Origin of the sequence: Megamonas rupellensis DSM 19944, assembly GCF_000378365.1 — a bacterium.
Lineage (GTDB): Bacteria > Bacillota > Negativicutes > Selenomonadales > Selenomonadaceae > Megamonas > Megamonas funiformis.
The window spans coordinates 1-16,949 of the sequence record NZ_KB899602.1 but is presented as its reverse complement, the minus strand read 5'-3'; the positions used below and the strand labels follow the sequence as shown (position 1 = coordinate 16,949).

At 30.2% G+C, this 16,949-nt stretch carries 18 protein-coding genes; 10 read left to right on the top strand and 8 right to left on the bottom strand.

Annotated features, from left to right (window positions below):
- The coding region (locus F553_RS0110175) for a zinc ribbon domain-containing protein (protein ID WP_018999975.1) at positions 1-198 on the top strand (198 nt) is incomplete at its 5' end.
- A gap of 9 nt (positions 199-207) precedes the next feature.
- Here the strand turns inward: F553_RS0110175 and F553_RS12520 are convergent.
- Entirely contained in the window at positions 208-405 is a 198-nt protein-coding gene (locus F553_RS12520; protein WP_019000019.1) for a hypothetical protein, read from the bottom strand.
- A gap of 200 nt (positions 406-605) precedes the next feature.
- Here F553_RS12520 and F553_RS0110165 point away from each other — a divergent pair, with 200 nt between their 5' ends.
- The 8 genes from F553_RS0110165 to F553_RS0110130 all read left to right on the top strand — a co-directional run bounded on the left by F553_RS0110165 (position 606) and on the right by F553_RS0110130 (position 9,030).
- Positions 606-1,046 carry an OmpH/Skp family outer membrane protein gene (locus F553_RS0110165; protein ID WP_008539446.1) on the top strand — a complete coding sequence of 147 codons (441 nt, stop codon included), beginning with the start codon at positions 606-608 and terminating at the stop codon, positions 1,044-1,046.
- Between the two features lie 76 nt (positions 1,047-1,122).
- A complete protein-coding gene (locus F553_RS0110160) occupies positions 1,123-2,793 on the top strand; it encodes an alpha-glucosidase (protein ID WP_019000018.1) in 1,671 nt (556 codons plus the stop codon).
- A 178-nt stretch (positions 2,794-2,971) separates the two neighbouring features.
- A complete protein-coding gene (locus F553_RS0110155; RefSeq protein ID WP_019000017.1) occupies positions 2,972-4,879 on the top strand; it encodes a BglG family transcription antiterminator in 1,908 nt (635 codons plus the stop codon).
- Positions 4,880-4,896: 17 nt separating this feature from the next.
- Complete coding sequence (locus F553_RS0110150; RefSeq protein WP_019000016.1) at positions 4,897-5,352, top strand: PTS sugar transporter subunit IIA; 456 nt, start codon at positions 4,897-4,899, stop codon at positions 5,350-5,352.
- Positions 5,353-5,402: 50 nt separating this feature from the next.
- Positions 5,403-5,723 carry a PTS fructose transporter subunit IIB gene (locus tag F553_RS0110145; RefSeq protein WP_019000015.1) on the top strand — a complete coding sequence of 107 codons (321 nt, stop codon included), beginning with the start codon at positions 5,403-5,405 and terminating at the stop codon, positions 5,721-5,723.
- A gap of 20 nt (positions 5,724-5,743) precedes the next feature.
- Positions 5,744-6,799 carry a PTS fructose transporter subunit IIC gene (locus F553_RS0110140; RefSeq protein WP_019000014.1) on the top strand — a complete coding sequence of 352 codons (1,056 nt, stop codon included), beginning with the start codon at positions 5,744-5,746 and terminating at the stop codon, positions 6,797-6,799.
- Positions 6,800-6,839: 40 nt separating this feature from the next.
- Positions 6,840-8,102: a class II D-tagatose-bisphosphate aldolase non-catalytic subunit gene (locus tag F553_RS0110135; protein ID WP_019000013.1), complete on the top strand. Its 1,263-nt coding sequence runs from the start codon at positions 6,840-6,842 to the stop codon at positions 8,100-8,102.
- Positions 8,103-8,232: 130 nt separating this feature from the next.
- On the top strand, positions 8,233-9,030 hold the full coding sequence (locus tag F553_RS0110130; RefSeq protein ID WP_019000012.1) for a histidinol-phosphatase HisJ family protein: 798 nt from the start codon (positions 8,233-8,235) through the stop codon (positions 9,028-9,030).
- A gap of 50 nt (positions 9,031-9,080) precedes the next feature.
- Here the strand turns inward: F553_RS0110130 and F553_RS0110125 are convergent, their stop codons facing one another.
- The 7 genes from F553_RS0110125 to F553_RS0110095 form a co-directional block, all read right to left on the bottom strand.
- The gene (locus tag F553_RS0110125) at positions 9,081-9,977 is read right to left on the bottom strand and encodes an ADP-ribosylglycohydrolase family protein (protein WP_019000011.1); all 897 of its coding nucleotides are present in this window, start codon (positions 9,975-9,977) and stop codon (positions 9,081-9,083) included.
- Between the two features lie 52 nt (positions 9,978-10,029).
- Positions 10,030-10,395: a DUF554 family protein gene (locus tag F553_RS11935; RefSeq protein ID WP_019000010.1), complete on the bottom strand. Its 366-nt coding sequence runs from the start codon at positions 10,393-10,395 to the stop codon at positions 10,030-10,032.
- Positions 10,396-10,552: 157 nt separating this feature from the next.
- Complete coding sequence (araD, locus tag F553_RS0110115) at positions 10,553-11,257, bottom strand: L-ribulose-5-phosphate 4-epimerase (RefSeq protein WP_019000009.1); 705 nt, start codon at positions 11,255-11,257, stop codon at positions 10,553-10,555.
- A 184-nt stretch (positions 11,258-11,441) separates the two neighbouring features.
- Entirely contained in the window at positions 11,442-11,942 is a 501-nt protein-coding gene (gene nrdG / locus F553_RS0110110) for an anaerobic ribonucleoside-triphosphate reductase activating protein (protein ID WP_019000008.1), read from the bottom strand.
- Positions 11,929-12,213, bottom strand: a complete 285-nt coding sequence (gene nrdD, locus F553_RS0110105; protein WP_008539437.1) for an anaerobic ribonucleoside-triphosphate reductase — start codon at positions 12,211-12,213, stop codon at positions 11,929-11,931. Before nrdD ends, nrdG begins: the two co-directional genes overlap by 14 nt.
- Positions 12,214-12,257: 44 nt before the next feature.
- Positions 12,258-14,537, bottom strand: a complete 2,280-nt coding sequence (locus F553_RS0110100) for an anaerobic ribonucleoside triphosphate reductase (protein WP_019000007.1) — start codon at positions 14,535-14,537, stop codon at positions 12,258-12,260.
- 433 nt (positions 14,538-14,970) lie between these two features.
- The gene (locus tag F553_RS0110095) at positions 14,971-16,311 is read right to left on the bottom strand and encodes a putative porin (RefSeq protein ID WP_019000006.1); all 1,341 of its coding nucleotides are present in this window, start codon (positions 16,309-16,311) and stop codon (positions 14,971-14,973) included.
- 440 nt (positions 16,312-16,751) lie between these two features.
- Here F553_RS0110095 and F553_RS0110090 point away from each other — a divergent pair.
- Positions 16,752-16,949: helix-turn-helix domain-containing protein (locus F553_RS0110090; RefSeq protein WP_019000005.1), on the top strand; the 198-nt coding region annotated here is incomplete at its 3' end.

Genomic DNA, 16,949 nt, shown 5'->3' with positions numbered 1-16,949 from the left:
TCAATAGTGCAAAAGATAGATAGATACTATCCAAGTTCGCAAATTTGCCATGTTTGTGGTACAAAAAATCCTGAAACTAAAAATTTGGCAGTTCGTGAGTGGATTTGCGCAAAGTGCAAAACCAGCCACGATAGAGATAGAAATGCTGCTATAAATATATGGAAGGTTGGGGCATCAACCTTCTTTGGAGAGATATAGTAAGACCTGCTATTTTAGTAGGCAAGTATCGTTTGTATCCAAGAATCCCCTGCATTTAGGCATGGGGAGTATGTCAATATCTTCATCTAATAATTTTTTAGATTTTTCACTGAGAAATTTATCTTGCCATTGTTTTCTAGTAGCAGTTAAATTGATATCGCCTTCAACTTGATTTGCTTTAATTTTATCTTCGGATAAAGTATGCATAATAAATCCTTTCTTAATGTTTGATATTTGGTATAAGATATCATAAGAAATGTTTTGCTGTAAATCGTGCAATTGTAAAAAGCTAATGAAATTTTTAGTAATATTTTTAATTAATTTATAATAAATAATATATAACGATTTAGATATATTTATGCTATAATAACACTAATGACTTAATGTTCATATTAGGAGGCATTTAAATGAAAAAGCAACTTTTAGCAATGATTTGTTCGGCATTATTTATGCTAGGAATAGGAGGAACTGCTTCTGCTGCTGAAGTATATCAGCCAGCTACAACAGCAAGTGTTGCTACTATTAATTATCAGTACGTATTAGCTAATATTCCAGAAAGTAAATCCATTCAGGAAAATATGAATAAACTTACTGAAGAAGCACAAAAAGAATTTGAGAAATCTGTTAATGAAAAAATGAGCCCTGCAGATATTCAAAAAGTTCGTGCAAGAGTAGCTACTGATTTAAGACAAAAACAGATTAATTTAGTAAAACCAGTACAGGAAAAAATTAATAATGCAATTAAACAAGTAGCTCAAGAACATGGATATAGCGTAGTTATTACTTCTGATGTAGCTTTATTTACTGCTGTTGATATTACAGAAGAAGTTTTAAATGCTGCAAAATAATTGATATTTTATAAAAATAAGCAGGTACAAATAGTACCTGCTTTTCTTAGATTAATTAAAAATAGAGGTGGAAATGATGGGTGAATTAAAATGGTGGCAAAAAACAGTTGTATATCAGATTTATCCTAAATCTTTCTGTGATAGTAACGGTGATGGTATTGGAGATATTCCAGGTATTATTAGTAAATTAGATTATTTGCAAGATTTAGGTGTGGGTGCTATTTGGCTTTGTCCGATTTATCCTTCACCACTTGTTGATAATGGATATGATATTTCTGATTATTGTAGTGTAGCTAAAGAATATGGGACTATGGAAGATATGGAAAGACTCATTTCGGAAGCAGACAAACGCAATATAAAAATCGTAATGGATTTAGTATTTAATCATACATCAGATAAACATAAATGGTTTGAAGAGTCTAGAAGTTCCAAAGATAATCCCAAACGTGATTGGTATATTTGGCGCGATGGTAAAGAAGATGGCTCTGCTCCTACAAATTGGCGTAGTATTTTTGGCGGGTCAGCATGGACTCTTGATGAAAAAACAAATCAATATTATTTGCATACTTTTGCTAGCGCTCAGCCAGATTTAAATTGGGAAAATAAAGAAGTTAGACAAGCTTTATTTGATGCAGCTAATTTCTGGTTAGATAAAGGTGTTCGTGGTTTTAGACTTGATGCGATTGTATATATTAAAAAACCTAGTGAATTTAAAGATTTACCAGTAGATGGAGCAGATAATTTAGCTAGTATCGCTAAAGCTACAACTTATCAAGATGGTATATTAGATTTTCTACATGAATTTAGAGAAAAAGTTTTTGATAGAGCAGATATATTTACAGTAGCAGAAGCAGATGGTGTTTATCCAAGTGATTTTGATAAATGGATTGGCGAAAATGGTGCATTTGATATGTCCTTTGATTTTAGCCATATTCGCTTAGGTTTTGATGAAGATTGCACATGGCATAAACGCAAATCATGGAAATTAATCGATATTAGAAAATGTTTCACAGAAGATGAAGAAGCTACAAAAGATAATGGCTGGGTACCTGTTTATTTTGAAAATCATGATTTACCACGTTGTACAAATTACTTCTTTCCACAGGGAACAGATACAAAATTAGCAGCTAAATTTATTGCCACAATTTTATTGACTATGAGAGGAACACCATTTATCTATGAAGGTCAAGAATTAGGTATGACAAATATAAAATGGCCATCAATTAAAATGTATAATGATATTTCATCTATTGGTCAATATGAATTAGCATTAAAAGATAAATTGACACCAAAAGAAGCTATGAAAGGCGTTTGGAAATACAGTAGAGATAATGCACGCAGTCCAATGACATGGAATAGTGGCTCTAAAGCAGGCTTTACTACTGGCAGACCATGGTTACCACTCAATGATGAATATCCTAATTTGAATGTGGAAACAGAAACAGAAGATGAAAATTCTGTACTTAATTATTATAAAAATTTAATAAAATTACGTAAGCAATATCCAGCATTAATTGAAGGAGATTATGAAGAATTATTGTCATATAGTCCAGGTATATATGCTTATGCACGTACAACTAAAGATAAATCAGAACGCATTATTGTTATCGCTAATACAACAGCAAAAATTCGCGGTTATAAGATACCAGAATTAAAAGGTGCAACATTACTAGCATCTACTTATGGAAATCGCGAAGCAACATTATTGCGTTCTTATGAAGTAAGAGTTTATAAAGTTAAGAAATAAATTAGTTATAATTATATATTTTTAGCGTAGCAATTTTAGTAATTGTTACGCTCTTTTTATTTAAATTTATATTTAGCAATGATTTTTATATAACTCATATTTTTAAAAATTATCAAAAAAATAATGAGTTTTACTAGTATGGACTATCTTTTATAATAATTTATGTAAGGTGATGATAATGAAATTAACAGTTAGACAATTTAAATTATTACAATATATAAATAATTTTCCCGATATGACTTTAGAAGATTATAGTAAGGCTTTAGAAATATCTATACCAACATTAAAATCAGACATAAAAAATATGGAAAAATTTTTAGCAGAGTATCATATTATTTTGCAAATGTCTGGAAGAAATATTTTACAAGTATGGGGAAAAGAAAATCTAACACATCTTTTAATTGATAGTAAAAATAGCATAGAGTTTTCTTTAGATGAACAAATTCTTTTATTATTAATACTTACTGATGATTTCATTGTATTGCAAGATATTGCTGATAAATTGTTTGTATCTAAATCTAAGATAGAAAAATTAATGCCAGATATTTTAAAAACATATAGTAATGATTTACAGTCTTTAAGACATTATGGAATACGTTGTATTAGTCCAGAAGCAGAAAAAAGAGCATTATTTGCAAAATTACTATCAGCATATTTTAAAGGAATTGATTTATGTAGGGAAGTAGAAGACTTCAATACAAAACATTTTCCAATACTAGATTATATAAGTAAAGACAGTGTTTTAATTGCTAATAATGTAATTAAAATTATTCAAGATAATAAAGATTTTTCATTTACTGATGAATCAGCTTGTCAATTATTTTTGTGTTTTTTATTAATGATAGATAATTATAAAAAGCATAAAGATAAAACAGTAAGTAGTATTTTTACTAATATAATAAAAGAATTGCCAAATGCTACAATTTATCTAAAAGTAGCAAGGGATATAGCTACTTTATTAAATTTAGATAAAAATTATAACGAAATATGTTATATCTGTTATATGCTTATGTCTTTGAGAAAACAAAATGTTTTTGATGTAGATGCTATTGTAAATCAAATGCAGGATATAATTTATAAGATATTGGAGAATATAGAATATAGATTATCAATAGATTTATCTCAAGATATGGAATTAGTAAAAAATTTATCTTTACATATATATGCTACTGTTTTACGTAAAGATATGTTAAAACCTGCTAATTTAGATTGCCAGTGGAATGAATTGGGTTATCAATATCCTGTTAGTTTTGAAATGGCAGTGATAGCTTCATCTATAATTAAAGAATATTATCAATATGATGTTTCTCGTAATGAGATGATATATTTAACATTACATTTTCAAGTAGCGATTGAAAGGTTAAAAACAGAAGAACAAAAAATTAGAGCTATAGTTATTTGTCATTATGGTATGGCAGCAGCAACATTAATTTCTACAAAAATAAATTCTTTATTTGGTGTAATAAGAATTATAGGTTGTTATTCTATGCATGATTTTTTGAACTTAAATAAGCATGATTATGATTTAATTTTAAGTACAGAAAAAATAGAACATAGTAAGACACCAGTCATATATGTTTCTCCAGCAGTCAGAGAAAATGAGTTAGAACAAATTTTAAAATATATTAATAATAAGAATGTAAGTAATACTTTGAGATTAATTATTATGGAATCAATGGTATTAAATTATAAAAGAGCTAAAAATATAGATGAAATATTATCTTCAGGAATAAAAGCTTTAATTGATGCTAAGTTGGTTGAACCAGAATATTTAAATAGTGTTATTGAAAGGGAAAAAATATCACCAACTGATATAGGTTGTTTTGCTGTTCCTCATGGAAATCCGAATTTTGTGAATAAAACAAAATTATTAATAATATGTTTAGATGAAGGGGTAAAATGGAATAAATCTATGGTGAAATATATTTTTTTATTTGCTGTATCAAAAGATGATTTTAATAAAAATTTTACACCACTAACTATATTTTATAAAAAATTAATGAGATTAAATTTAAATTTAGATAAAGTAGATAATATAAATAATAAGATTTTTAAGAGTAAATTATTAGAGCTTTTAAATATATAATTTTGAGGTGTATTAAGATGATTAGAAATGAAATGATTTTTGTAGATAGTGATTTACAAAATAAGCCAGATGTTATTGGTTTAATAAGTTGCACTGCTAAAAAATTGGGATTAGTTTTAGATGAGGGGGTTTTTATAGAAAAAGTATTTGCAAGAGAAGCAGAGATATCTACATCTGTAGGTTGTCAAGTGGCTATTCCTCATGGAAAATCAGATACAGTAGTAGAACCTTTTATAGCTTTTATGAGAACTAGTAATGCTTTTAAATGGGATGAAAATAGTGATGAATTAGTAAAATTAATTTTTTTAATTGGAGTACCTGCTAAAGACGCAAATAAATTACATTTAAAATACATTGCTGAAATTAGTAAAAAATTAATTAATGATGATTTTAGAGAAAATTTATTAACCTTAAAAACAAAAGAAGAAATATTTAATCTGCTAGAAAGTATCAATAATAATGTTAATAAATAATTTTTATAAATATAATTTTAATAAACTAAAATAAAAAGGAGATTTTAAAAATGAAAATTGTTGGTGTATCTGCATGTATTACAGGGGTAGCTCATACTTATATGGCACAGGAAGCTATTGAACAAGAATGTAAAAAAAGAGGATTTGAAGTAAAAGTTGAAACTCAAGGTGGTTTAGGTATTGAAAATGAATTGACAGAAGATGAAGTAAATGAAGCAGATGCTGTTTTATTAGCAGTGGCTATTGGTATTGAAGGTCAAGAACGTTTTGAAGAAAAAGAAGATGAAGGTAGAGTTTTAACAGTTAATCCTGCGGATGTAATTCATAATCCAGCAGAAATTATTGATAAATTAGTTGCATTAGTAAAATAAGAAAATAAGGGGGTATATCAATGTCTGATAATATGAAAAGTATTATTCAAGAATTGACTAAGGCTTTTAATACTGGTGTATCTTATATGCTTCCAGTAGTTGTAGTCGGAGGTATTTTCTTAGCTATTTCTTTAGCAGGTGGTAAACCTGGTGAAAATGGGATGGAGGTTACCAATCCGTTTTTACAAAATTTAGGTGTAATTGGTATGGCAGGTATGACAATGATGATACCTGTACTAGCTGGATATATTGCATATTCTATAGCAGGCAAACCAGGACTTATTCCAGGTTTGATTGTGGGATATATAGCTAATACACCTTTTGGTGATAGTCATGTACAAACAGGTTTCTTAGGTGCAATGCTCATGGGTGTTTTATCTGGGTATATGGCTAAATGGATAAAAAAATGGAAGGTACCTAATAATTTAAAAGCAATTATGCCTATTTTAGTTATTCCAATTATTAGTACCTTTGTAATCAGTATGATTTATTTCTACATTATTGCAGAGCCTATTGCTATCTTTATTAGATGGTTGATTGAAGTTTTAGGAAATATGCAAGGTGGTAGTGCAGTATTATTAGGAATTATTGTTGGTGCAATGGCTGCTTTTGATATGGGAGGTCCAGTTAATAAAACAGCAACAGCATTCACATTAGCTCTTATGGCAGAAGGTATTTATGGTCCAAACGGTGCATATCGTATTGCTGTAGCTATTCCTCCATTAGGTCTTGCTATTTCTACATTTGTTTCTCGTAGAAAATATACAGCAGATGAAAGAAATCTTGGTATATCAGCAGGTTTCATGGGACTTATAGGTATAACAGAAGGTGCTATTCCGTTTGCAGTAAAATCATTAAAAACTGTATTGCCATCAATAATTATTGGTAGTGCAGTAGGTGCTGGTCTTGGTATGTATCATGGTGTTGAATGTATGGTTCCGCATGGTGGTTTAATTGTAATTGCTGGTGTAAATCAAGCTCCATTGTGGTATGCAATAGATATGTTTATTGGTGCAATCGTTACAGCTATTTGTTTGCATATCTTAAGACCAAATATTGATGAAAAAACAAAATAAGAATATAAATTTTATTAGATAAAAGAAAGCTGGGTATAATATGAAAAAACCTACATTAAATGAAGTTGTAGATAAATTATTATCATTTGAAGGTAAAGATAGAGCTACTATGATTGGTATAGGACCAATGAGCCATACTTTAATTAAAGCTTCTATGCTTTTAGCTAAAGAAAAAGATTTTCCACTTATGTTCATTGCTAGTCGTAACCAAGTTGATGCTGATGAGCTTGGTGGAGGATATGTATGTAATTGGGACCAAAAACGTTTTGCTGAAGCTATTGCACAAGTAGCCAAAGAAAATAATTTTGATGGATTATATTATCTTTGTCGCGATCATGGTGGACCTTGGCAGCGTGATAACGAAAGAAATGCTCATCTTCCAGAAAAAGAAGCAATGGAACTTGGTAAAAAATCATATAAATATGATTTAGAAAATGGATTTGATTTATTGCATATCGACCCAACAAAAGACCCATATATTGTGGGAAAAGTAATTGATATGAATGTAAATATAAATCGTACTATTGAATTAATTGAAACTGCTGAAAATGAAAGAAAAGCAATGGGACTTCCTTCTGTAAGTTATGAAGTTGGAACAGAAGAAACAAATGGTGGATTGACTTCTAGTGAAAACTATGAAGCGTTTATAAAAAAATTAAATGAAAAATTAGATGAAAAAAATCTTCCACATCCAGCATTTATTGTAGGTAATACAGGTACATTGACAAGATTAACTGAAAATGTTGGACATGTAGATCCTGCTTCTTGCAAAAACTTATCTGCTATTGCTAAAAAATATCATGTAGGATTAAAAGAACATAATGGTGACTATCTAGATGATGTTATTTTATTACAACATCCAGCATGGGGTGTTACAGCAATGAATGTTGCACCAGAATTTGGTACAGTGGAAACTCAAGCTTATTTAAAATTATCTGAAGTTGAAGATAGTTTATATGCAGAAGGTTTAATTTCTGATAAATCAAATATAGCTCTTGTATTAACTACTGAAGCAGTAAAATCTGGACGTTGGAAAAAATGGATGGTAGATGGCAAAGATAAATTATCTATCGAAGAAATTTTAGAAGATAAAGAATTAGCTCGTTTGATTACTGAAATTAGTGGACATTATACATTTAACAATCCATTAGTAAAAGCTGAAATCGCAAAATTATATGATAATTTAAGTCAATCAGGTATTGATGGAGAACGTTATGTAGTGAATAAAATTAAAGACTCTATTGATAACTATGTAAAAGCATTTAATTTAGAAGGTCTTACATCAAAACTTTTAGCAGAATAAAAAAGGAAACTTTTATAATCAAAAATATAATTTAATCAATCAAACAAAGAAAGGATAATACAATTAACGTATTATCCTTTTTATTTGATAGGAAAAGTATAAAATTATAAAAATGAAATGAGGGCTTTTTATGTATAAAGTAGATTATCATCATCATAGTAAATTTTCTTTTGATGGAAAAGATTTTTTAGAAGATATTTGTAAAAAAGCAATTGAAATAGACTTAAATGAGATTTGTTTTACAGAACATTTTGATGTAGATCCAAAAGATGTAAGTTATGGTGTATTGGATTATAAGGCTTATCATGAATGCATTGAGTTATGTAAACAAAAATATGGAAATAAATTAAATATAAAACGTGGTTTAGAAATAGGTGAACCGCATTTAAAACCATATTTAGAAACTTTAAAGAGCGAAATAGAAAAAATGGATTTAGATTTTATTATTGGTTCAGTTCATAATATTAATAGTGTTAAATTAAGATTGACTATGCCATCAAAAACTAAAAGTAAAATTTATGAAGATTATTTTAATGAGATTTTGGCTATGGTAAAGATTGCAGATATTGATATAATTGGTCATTTAGATTTAATGAAGAGATATGCTTTTGCAGATTATGGAAATTATGAATTTGGGGGTTATAAAGATATTATTGAAGAAATTTTAACTATAGCCATAAAGAGAAATATTGGTTTAGAAATAAATACATCAGGTTTAAGAAATAAAGTAAATGAAGTTTATCCTAAAATAGAAATATTGAATTTGTATAAAAAATTAGGTGGAGAGATTATTACTATAGGTTCAGACTCGCATAGTACAGATGATTGTTTTAGTTATTGTAAACAAGGTTATGATTTATTAAAAGCTTGTGGGTTTGAAAAAATATATACATTTACTAAAAGATGTCCAATAGAACATAAGATATAAAATAAAAAATATCCTTATAAATAGAATTTCTATCTATAAGGATATTTTTTTTAATTTGGAATAGCTTCAATAATAGTATCGAGCATTTTTTTGATATCAGAAGGAATAGTTTCAATAAAACGAGTTGGGATATTATCATAACCATAGTAACAGCCTGCTAAACCACCTGTAATAGCACCAATAGTATCACTATCACCGCCAAAATTAATAGCAGTCAGTACAGCATCTTCAAAATTATCTGTAGGCATAAAAGCATGAAGCATAGCTATAATGCTATCGTAAGCAGAAGCTGTTGGTTGAATTTCTTCATTTTTATAATCATAATACATAGTATTATCAATCATTTTATCCATATCATCTTTAGTGATATTTTTATTCAAAATACGGAAAATCAATTGAGCGTAAATACGGCAAGCATTATCAGACTGGGTATTTACATGAGTCATATTAGTGATATCAAGAGCAGTAGTAACAGCATTGAATTCATCAGTATAATAAAGTGCAGGATATAAAGTATTTAATATAGCACCATTATCTACACTACCGCGATTGCTGAATAAATCCACTTGTCCAGCGGACTCTTGCCAACGAGCTTTAGGAATAAGATGTTTACCATGACCTTTAGACATTGTTTTATCAATACTGCGAAGAGTTGTATCACTGATATCTTTTGGTCTGCTGATAGCCCATTTTATGAAATTCTTGCCGATTTCAGCAAATGGATTTTCAGGATTTTTCATAATTCCATAAGCAGTAGCAAGAAGTAGAGCTGTTTCATCAGTTCCTTCTCCTGGTTGAACTTGTAACCAACCACCGCCAATCATTTCTGTAACCTTGCCGAATTGAGCTTTGATTTGTTCTTGAGGCATGAATTCAAGTGGTGCACCGAGAGCATCACCGATAATTGCACCATATAAAGCCCCTTTAATTTTATTTATTTTTTCCACAAATTTTCCTCCAATATAAATTATTAACTAAATATATGATAAACTACTGGCACTATAAGAGCAAGAAGCATATTACAAAAGCATCGACGAATTTTGATTGTTCATCAGCATGTAAAATTTTTCGAGCAAATTCGCCGAGTTTTTCTAGCTTGGCTTCAATATTAATAATTTCTCCAATTAAAGTACCGATTAATAAAGAAAATATCATCAGCATAGTACCTGTAGTTTCTAAATGACCATCTTTAAATACAAGCATTTGAGAAAGTGTACCACCTATGCCGATGAATAAAACAGCTATTCCCATAGCCTGTAATAGTGAATCTTGTAGAGATTTTTTTATGCCTTTTTTCAAAAATAAGCCAATACCACCACCGATAATAACAGCGATAGTGTTGGCAATTGTTCCAAGACCAATCACAAAAACACTTCCTTGAAAAATAATTTTTTTAGAAATAAATATATTATAACATTTAATTTGAATATAGTTTTGGAAAAAATGACAAAATAAAAACCACTTGATAAATCGTATTATTTAACAAGTGGTTTTTACTTTATATATTATTATTTATTATATACTATTTCTTTTTTTGACCATAATAAGCATTAGCACCATGTTTGCGGAGATAATGTTTATCTAATAATTCTTGTTGCATTGGTTCAAAATTATTGCCAATAGTTACAGCATGATAAGCCATCATAGCTACTTCTTCAAGAACAACAGCTTTTTTTACAGCTTTGATAGGGTCTTTTTCCCAAGTGAAAGGACCATGAGAATATACGATAACGCCAGGAACGTCCATCATTTTGATACCGCGTTCTTTGAATGTTTCAACGATAACATTACCAGTTTCAGCTTCATAAGAGCCTGCGATTTCTTCAGCAGTCATAGGACGTGTGCAAGGAATAGGTCCATAGAAATCATCAGCATGAGTTGTGCCAAGTGCAGGGATATCACGGCGAGCTTGTGCCCAAGATGTAGCATAACGGGAATGTGTATGTACAACGCCACCAATTTCAGGGCAAGCTTGATAAATTTTGATATGAGTATCTGTATCGGAAGATGGATTATAATCACCTTCAACTACTTTTCCAGTATTGATATCAACAACTACCATATCTTCAGCTTTCATAGTATCGTATTCTACACCAGATGGTTTGATAACTATTAAGCCTTTTTCACGGTCAATACCAGATACATTGCCCCAAGTAAAAGTTACCATATGATATTTTGGTAACATTAAGTTAGCTTCAAAAACAATTTTTTTCAAATCTTCTAACATTTATATACACCTCTTTTTGATTTAATGCCGTTCAGCATCTTTAATATTTATTATACATATTTTGCTTAAAAATAACAATATGTCATACAAATTTTCTCGATAAAAATATTTATTTTATGTAAGAGGCTATTATGATATAAAAAAAGCAATAATCTAAGTATATATCTAGATTATTGCTGAAAAATTAATATTCAATTAAAACAATTTGACCACTTTCGCGTGTTTTTTGCATATCAATAATACGTTGATTGCTACTGCCACGAAATTGCAAAGTTAGGTCTTTTTTTTCTATGAGGAAAGGTCCATCAATGAGTACATCTGTTTGATTGAGTAAGTCATCGATGTCAGGATTGTGCATATTTTGTAATTGTTCTAAAGTATAACCTGTAAATGTGGTGATATTAAGACCACGTTTATGAACTTCTTTGGCTAATTGTGCCAATGGTTTTGCTTGGAGAAAAGGTTCTCCTCCACTAAAGGTAACACCATTTAATAATGGATTTTCACAGATTTGTGAAAGTAAATCATCAGTATCGACTTCATGGCCGCCATTTACATCATGAGTTTGAGGATTATGACACTGAGGACAATTGTGATAGCAACCTTGAGTGAAGATGGTGAAGCGAAAACCTTCACCATCTACAATAGAATCATTGACAACGCCTGCAATCTTAATTAAGGCCATGTTTTACGCGGTCATGTTCTTCAGCACGTTTTGCATTGTTGAAGCGGTCTACAGTACCTACTAAATAACCTGTAATACGGCGAATACGTTCAAATTGAGCAGGTTGAGTGCGATAGTCAAGAGCGACTTCTCCATCACCAGCATCGGAAATAGTGAGGCTAGCGAGAGTTTCACTAGAATTTTCTTTAATATAATTGATATAATTTACGATTTCTTTTTCTGTAATATCTGTTAAACCATTAACTTTTACTTCTACACCATTAACTAACATTTGTATCACTCTTTCTATCGAATATTTTTGTTGATTTATTTAAATTAAATGGAAGTTGCACTGCAACAATTATCACGCATACGTTTTAAAATAACATGGCGTTTATGAGCAGCTTCACTTCTACCACATTTTGGACATACTCCATTGATAATACCTGTATATCCGCAAACTGGATCACGGTCTACAGGGTGATTTACAGAACCGTAACCAATACCGTTATCATGCATGCAACGGATAATAGCTTCAAAAGCTGTTAAATTCTTTGTAGGGTCTCCATCCATTTCAATATAACTTATATGACCACCATTTGTTAAATTGTGGTAAGGTGCTTCAAGTTGTATTTTTTTGTAAGCACTGATTGGATAATATACTGGAATATGGAAGGAATTTGTATAGTATTCTCTATCAGTAACACCAGGAATTGAACCATAGATTTTGCGGTCAATTTTTACAAAACGACCACTTAAACCTTCTGCTGGTGTAGCAATTAAAGAGAAGTTTAATTTTGTTTTTTGAGCTTCATCGTCCATGCGTTTACGCATATGACCAATGATAGCAAGCCCTAATTTTTGAGCTTCAGCAGATTCACCATGATGCTTACCAATTAAAGCTTTTAATGTTTCAGCAAGACCGATAAAACCAACAGTTAAAGTACCATGACGAAGTACTTCACTTACAGTGTCATATTCACCAATATTATCAGAGTCAAGCCAGATATTTTGTCCCATTAAGAATGGGTAGTTTTTACCGATTTTAGCACATTGAATTTTGAAACGGTGTAATAATTGACGAATGACTAAATCAATCATATCATCTAAGGATTTATAGAATTTATTTATATCACCTTTAGCTTCAATTGCTAAACGAGGTAAGTTAATACTTGTGAAACTTAAATTTCCACGACCACATGTAACTTCACGAGTAGGATCATAAACATTACCCATTACACGAGTACGACAACCCATATAAGCTACTTCACTGTTGTAATCGTTAGGTTTATAGTATTTTTTATTAAATGGAGCATCTAAGAAACTAAAGTTAGGGAATAAGCGTTTCGCAGATGTCTTCATTGCTAAACGGAATAAATCGTAGTTAGGGTCATCTTTTTCATAGTTAACCCCTTCTTTTACTTTGAAGATTTGTACAGGGAAAATAGGAGTTTCTCCATCGCCAAGACCAGCATCTGTAGCTAATAAAAGATTTTCTATAGCCATGCGACCTTCAGGAGATGTATCTGTACCGTAGTTGATGGAACTAAATGGCACCTGAGCACCAGCACGAGAATTCATAGTGTTCAAGTTATGGATAAATGCTTCCATTGCTTGATAAGTAGCTGCATTAGTTTCATTCCATGCAGTATTTATAGCAAATTTATGAGCCATTTGAGTTGTTTGTTCATTTATTTCTTGATAATTATGCTCACGTTGATGTTTTGGTAAGAAATCTACAAGAAGTTTACCAAATTTATCAGCAGTGCTCATACTGATTTTTATAGGAAGAGTTTGTTCGATTTTTTTACAAAGTAGGCTAGCATCTTCAAGTTTCATATCAAGCATAGCATTGAAATAATAGCCGAGAGCTTTGTAGTATTGTTTACGATAAGTTTTAGCAACGCCTGGAGCCATGCAATAATCAAACATTGGTACAGCTTGACCACCATGCATTTCATTTTGGTTAGCCTGAATAGCAATACAAGCTAATGCAGCATAGGAACGAATGTCATTTGGTTCACGTAAATAACCATGACCTGTTGAAAAACCATTTTTAAATAATTTTAATAAATCTATTTGGCAACAAGTTTCAGTGAGCATATAAAAATCCATATCATGAATATGAATATCGCCGTCCATATGCGCTACTGCAATATCTTTTGGCAAAATATGACTAGTAATAAAGTATTTAGAACCTTCAGAGCCATATTTTAACATAGTACCCATAGCTGTATCAGCATCAATATTAGCATTCTCACGTTTGATATCAGCATCTTTTGCTTTGGTAAAAGTAAGTTCATTATAGATATCCATTAAATCAGCTTTAGCTTGACGAAGTTTTGTATGTTCTGCACGATATAAAATATAAGCTTTAGCTGTGCTAGCAAAATTACCAGCGATGAGAACTTTTTCTACAGCATCTTGTATTTGTTCAACACCAGGTGTTTTTAAATTTTTTAATGCTTTAATAACATTATTAGTAATAGTAGATAATTGCTCTTTGGAAAATGTCTCATCTATAGATTCCATATTAGCTTTTTTTATAGCATCTGTGATTTTTTGTGCATTAAATTTCACAATATCTCCAGTGCGTTTCTTGATTGTTTTTATCATTGTAAGCTGACACTCCTAGTATATTTGACCATGAGCAAAATATACTATGCCATGGTTTTAATTCATTTTCTTTTTATCGCTGACAACGATTATACTATATACATGTATGAGTGTCAAACTAACCACAATATATAGTATGTGCAGTAAAATAAATTTATATACAATTTTAAAATAGGTATTGACAGTAGTTTGAGTTTGTATTGACTAAATAAAAAATGTACTATATTTAATTACCTATGAATTTTTATACAAATAAATAATATTTTTCCATTGACATAAAAGTTTTACATATATAATATATAAAAATTTTATGGATAGTAATTAAGCGATATTTTATTAATTTATAAAAAAAAGACAGGTAAAAAACCTGTCTTTTAGGGGTTAATTTTTATTTTATTAAGAGAGAAATATTTATCATTTAATTTATAATTTATTAATAGAAGAAATCAAGGTTGAGGTAGAATCTATCTGCATCTGTGTCGGAATCGATATCTTTACCATCGAAATATTTAACACTTGCTAAGAGATTTTCTACAGGAACATAGCTAGCACCTATAGCAAAACCTTTTTGATTGTTAAATACATCTTTATATGTTGTAGCAATAGTAACATCTTTACCGAAATGACGATAAGCAACATAAGCTCCCCAAGAACCAGGGTCAGCAATATTAGCGTTTTTGTATTGAAGTTCTGCCATATAAGCTTGTTTGTCATCGGAATTATCAGATTCAGTATTTACAGCATATTGACCGAGTAAGCCCCAATTATTATCGAAGCGATATAAACCACCTACAGACCAGATATTCATTTTATCTTTATCATAGGTATAAGCATTGCCCCATAAACCGAAACTATCATTTGGATTTTTTATATCAGATGATTGAGTGTTTTCAATATTAGTCATTACAGCATACATAGCATTAGCATCGAATTTTTCGCTTTTATAATTAAATTGTGCTGCATAGAAATCAGCAGTAAAATCTTTTAATGTCTGACCAGGTAAAATATCTGGGTTATCATGACCAGGATTGTAACGACCTGCTAAAAGAGAAGTAGTGAAGTTTTTATCGCTACCACTTGTAATATCAATTTGAGCACCAGACATATGTTCATCAAGAAGCATACCATAAGTATCAAGAAGAGGAATTCTACCAGCAGTAACGGTAGTATTATGTCCAATAGGTCCTTTAGCATAAGCACGAGCTACTACTGTTTTACCATTAGCATCTTCATCAGCTTTCATTTCGTAATCGACACGAACGTTAGCAGTCCAACCTGTATCGCCAATATAAGCTTTTGGTTCAAGACGGAACATTACTTGGCTAGTGTCATTATCATTGTATTTTTTACCAGTGATTTTACTAACAGCATCACTTGAAGCATCAACATAACGGTAACGCAATTCACCTTTCCAAACAACATTATCGGATTTTTTTTCAAGATCAGCAACACGAACACCAAGGTTATCAAGTTCATCTGCAAATTCAGCGGCTAATTTATCAACGAGAACTTTATCAGCTTTTTCAAGATCTGTTTTTGCCATAGCACGAGCTACAATTTGAGCCATTTCATAGCGAGTCATAGTATTTTGACCTTGATATGTACCATCTGGATAACCATCAATAACACCATCAGCAGCAAGCGTAGAAACAGCATCATAAGCCCAGCTATCAGCAGGAACATCACTAAATGGATTATTAGCAGCAAAAGTAGTACTAGCTACACCAACAATTAAAGCAGCAGTAATTGCAGAGACAAGAGTTTTTTTAGACATTAATATTTTCCTCCAAACGCGATAAATTATATTATAAATAATTAACTTTCATAATATAAATTAAAGAAAATATAGAGTGTCCAAGTTTCCTCTAAGGTTCAATGCTATAAATATGAAAGTCAATTTCTTTATCTGTTTGGATTTTATCATAATATGAAATAAATTTCAATATTTTATATAAATAAAAATTTTTATAAAATTAAATATAAAGAAATATTATTTAATTTATTTCGTATAAATGATATTGTTTATTAAATTAATCAATAATATTTCATTTTTATGATGATATATTTCGTTTTATAGAAAAAATAATATAAAAAATTTTTTTATAAGATGGATTGTATAATGAAGTGCGACATCTAGAAAAATAAAAAACTCATTATGAATTTTCGTGTAAAATAAAGTTACCACACAAAACCTACACGAAAGGAAAATTCATAATGAGCTATCATCATCTTACCATATCTGAACGTATTCGTGTAGAGGTTCTTTCTATTTTAGGTTATTCTACTCGTTTTATTGCTAAATTTTTGCATCGCCATCATTCTACTATTGCTCGAGAACTATCTCGTAATAAATTTGAAAATGAATATGTCTCTACATCTGCTCATAATAAATATCTTGAACGTCGTAAAAAT

Coding starts and splice junctions, on each gene's coding strand:
- nrdG (WP_019000008.1), bottom strand. CDS start 11,942: ATGGCCTTAATTAAGATTGCAGGCGTTGTCAATGATTCTATTGTAGAT.
- F553_RS0110150 (WP_019000016.1), top strand. CDS start 4,897: ATGATTAGAAATGAAATGATTTTTGTAGATAGTGATTTACAAAATAAG.
- nrdD (WP_008539437.1), bottom strand. CDS start 12,213: ATGTTAGTTAATGGTGTAGAAGTAAAAGTTAATGGTTTAACAGATATT.
- F553_RS0110130 (WP_019000012.1), top strand. CDS start 8,233: ATGTATAAAGTAGATTATCATCATCATAGTAAATTTTCTTTTGATGGA.
- F553_RS0110100 (WP_019000007.1), bottom strand. CDS start 14,537: ATGATAAAAACAATCAAGAAACGCACTGGAGATATTGTGAAATTTAAT.
- F553_RS0110165 (WP_008539446.1), top strand. CDS start 606: ATGAAAAAGCAACTTTTAGCAATGATTTGTTCGGCATTATTTATGCTA.
- F553_RS12520 (WP_019000019.1), bottom strand. CDS start 405: ATGCATACTTTATCCGAAGATAAAATTAAAGCAAATCAAGTTGAAGGC.
- F553_RS0110160 (WP_019000018.1), top strand. CDS start 1,123: ATGGGTGAATTAAAATGGTGGCAAAAAACAGTTGTATATCAGATTTAT.
- F553_RS0110135 (WP_019000013.1), top strand. CDS start 6,840: ATGAAAAAACCTACATTAAATGAAGTTGTAGATAAATTATTATCATTT.
- F553_RS0110140 (WP_019000014.1), top strand. CDS start 5,744: ATGTCTGATAATATGAAAAGTATTATTCAAGAATTGACTAAGGCTTTT.
- araD (WP_019000009.1), bottom strand. CDS start 11,257: ATGTTAGAAGATTTGAAAAAAATTGTTTTTGAAGCTAACTTAATGTTA.
- F553_RS0110155 (WP_019000017.1), top strand. CDS start 2,972: ATGAAATTAACAGTTAGACAATTTAAATTATTACAATATATAAATAAT.
- F553_RS0110095 (WP_019000006.1), bottom strand. CDS start 16,311: ATGTCTAAAAAAACTCTTGTCTCTGCAATTACTGCTGCTTTAATTGTT.
- F553_RS0110145 (WP_019000015.1), top strand. CDS start 5,403: ATGAAAATTGTTGGTGTATCTGCATGTATTACAGGGGTAGCTCATACT.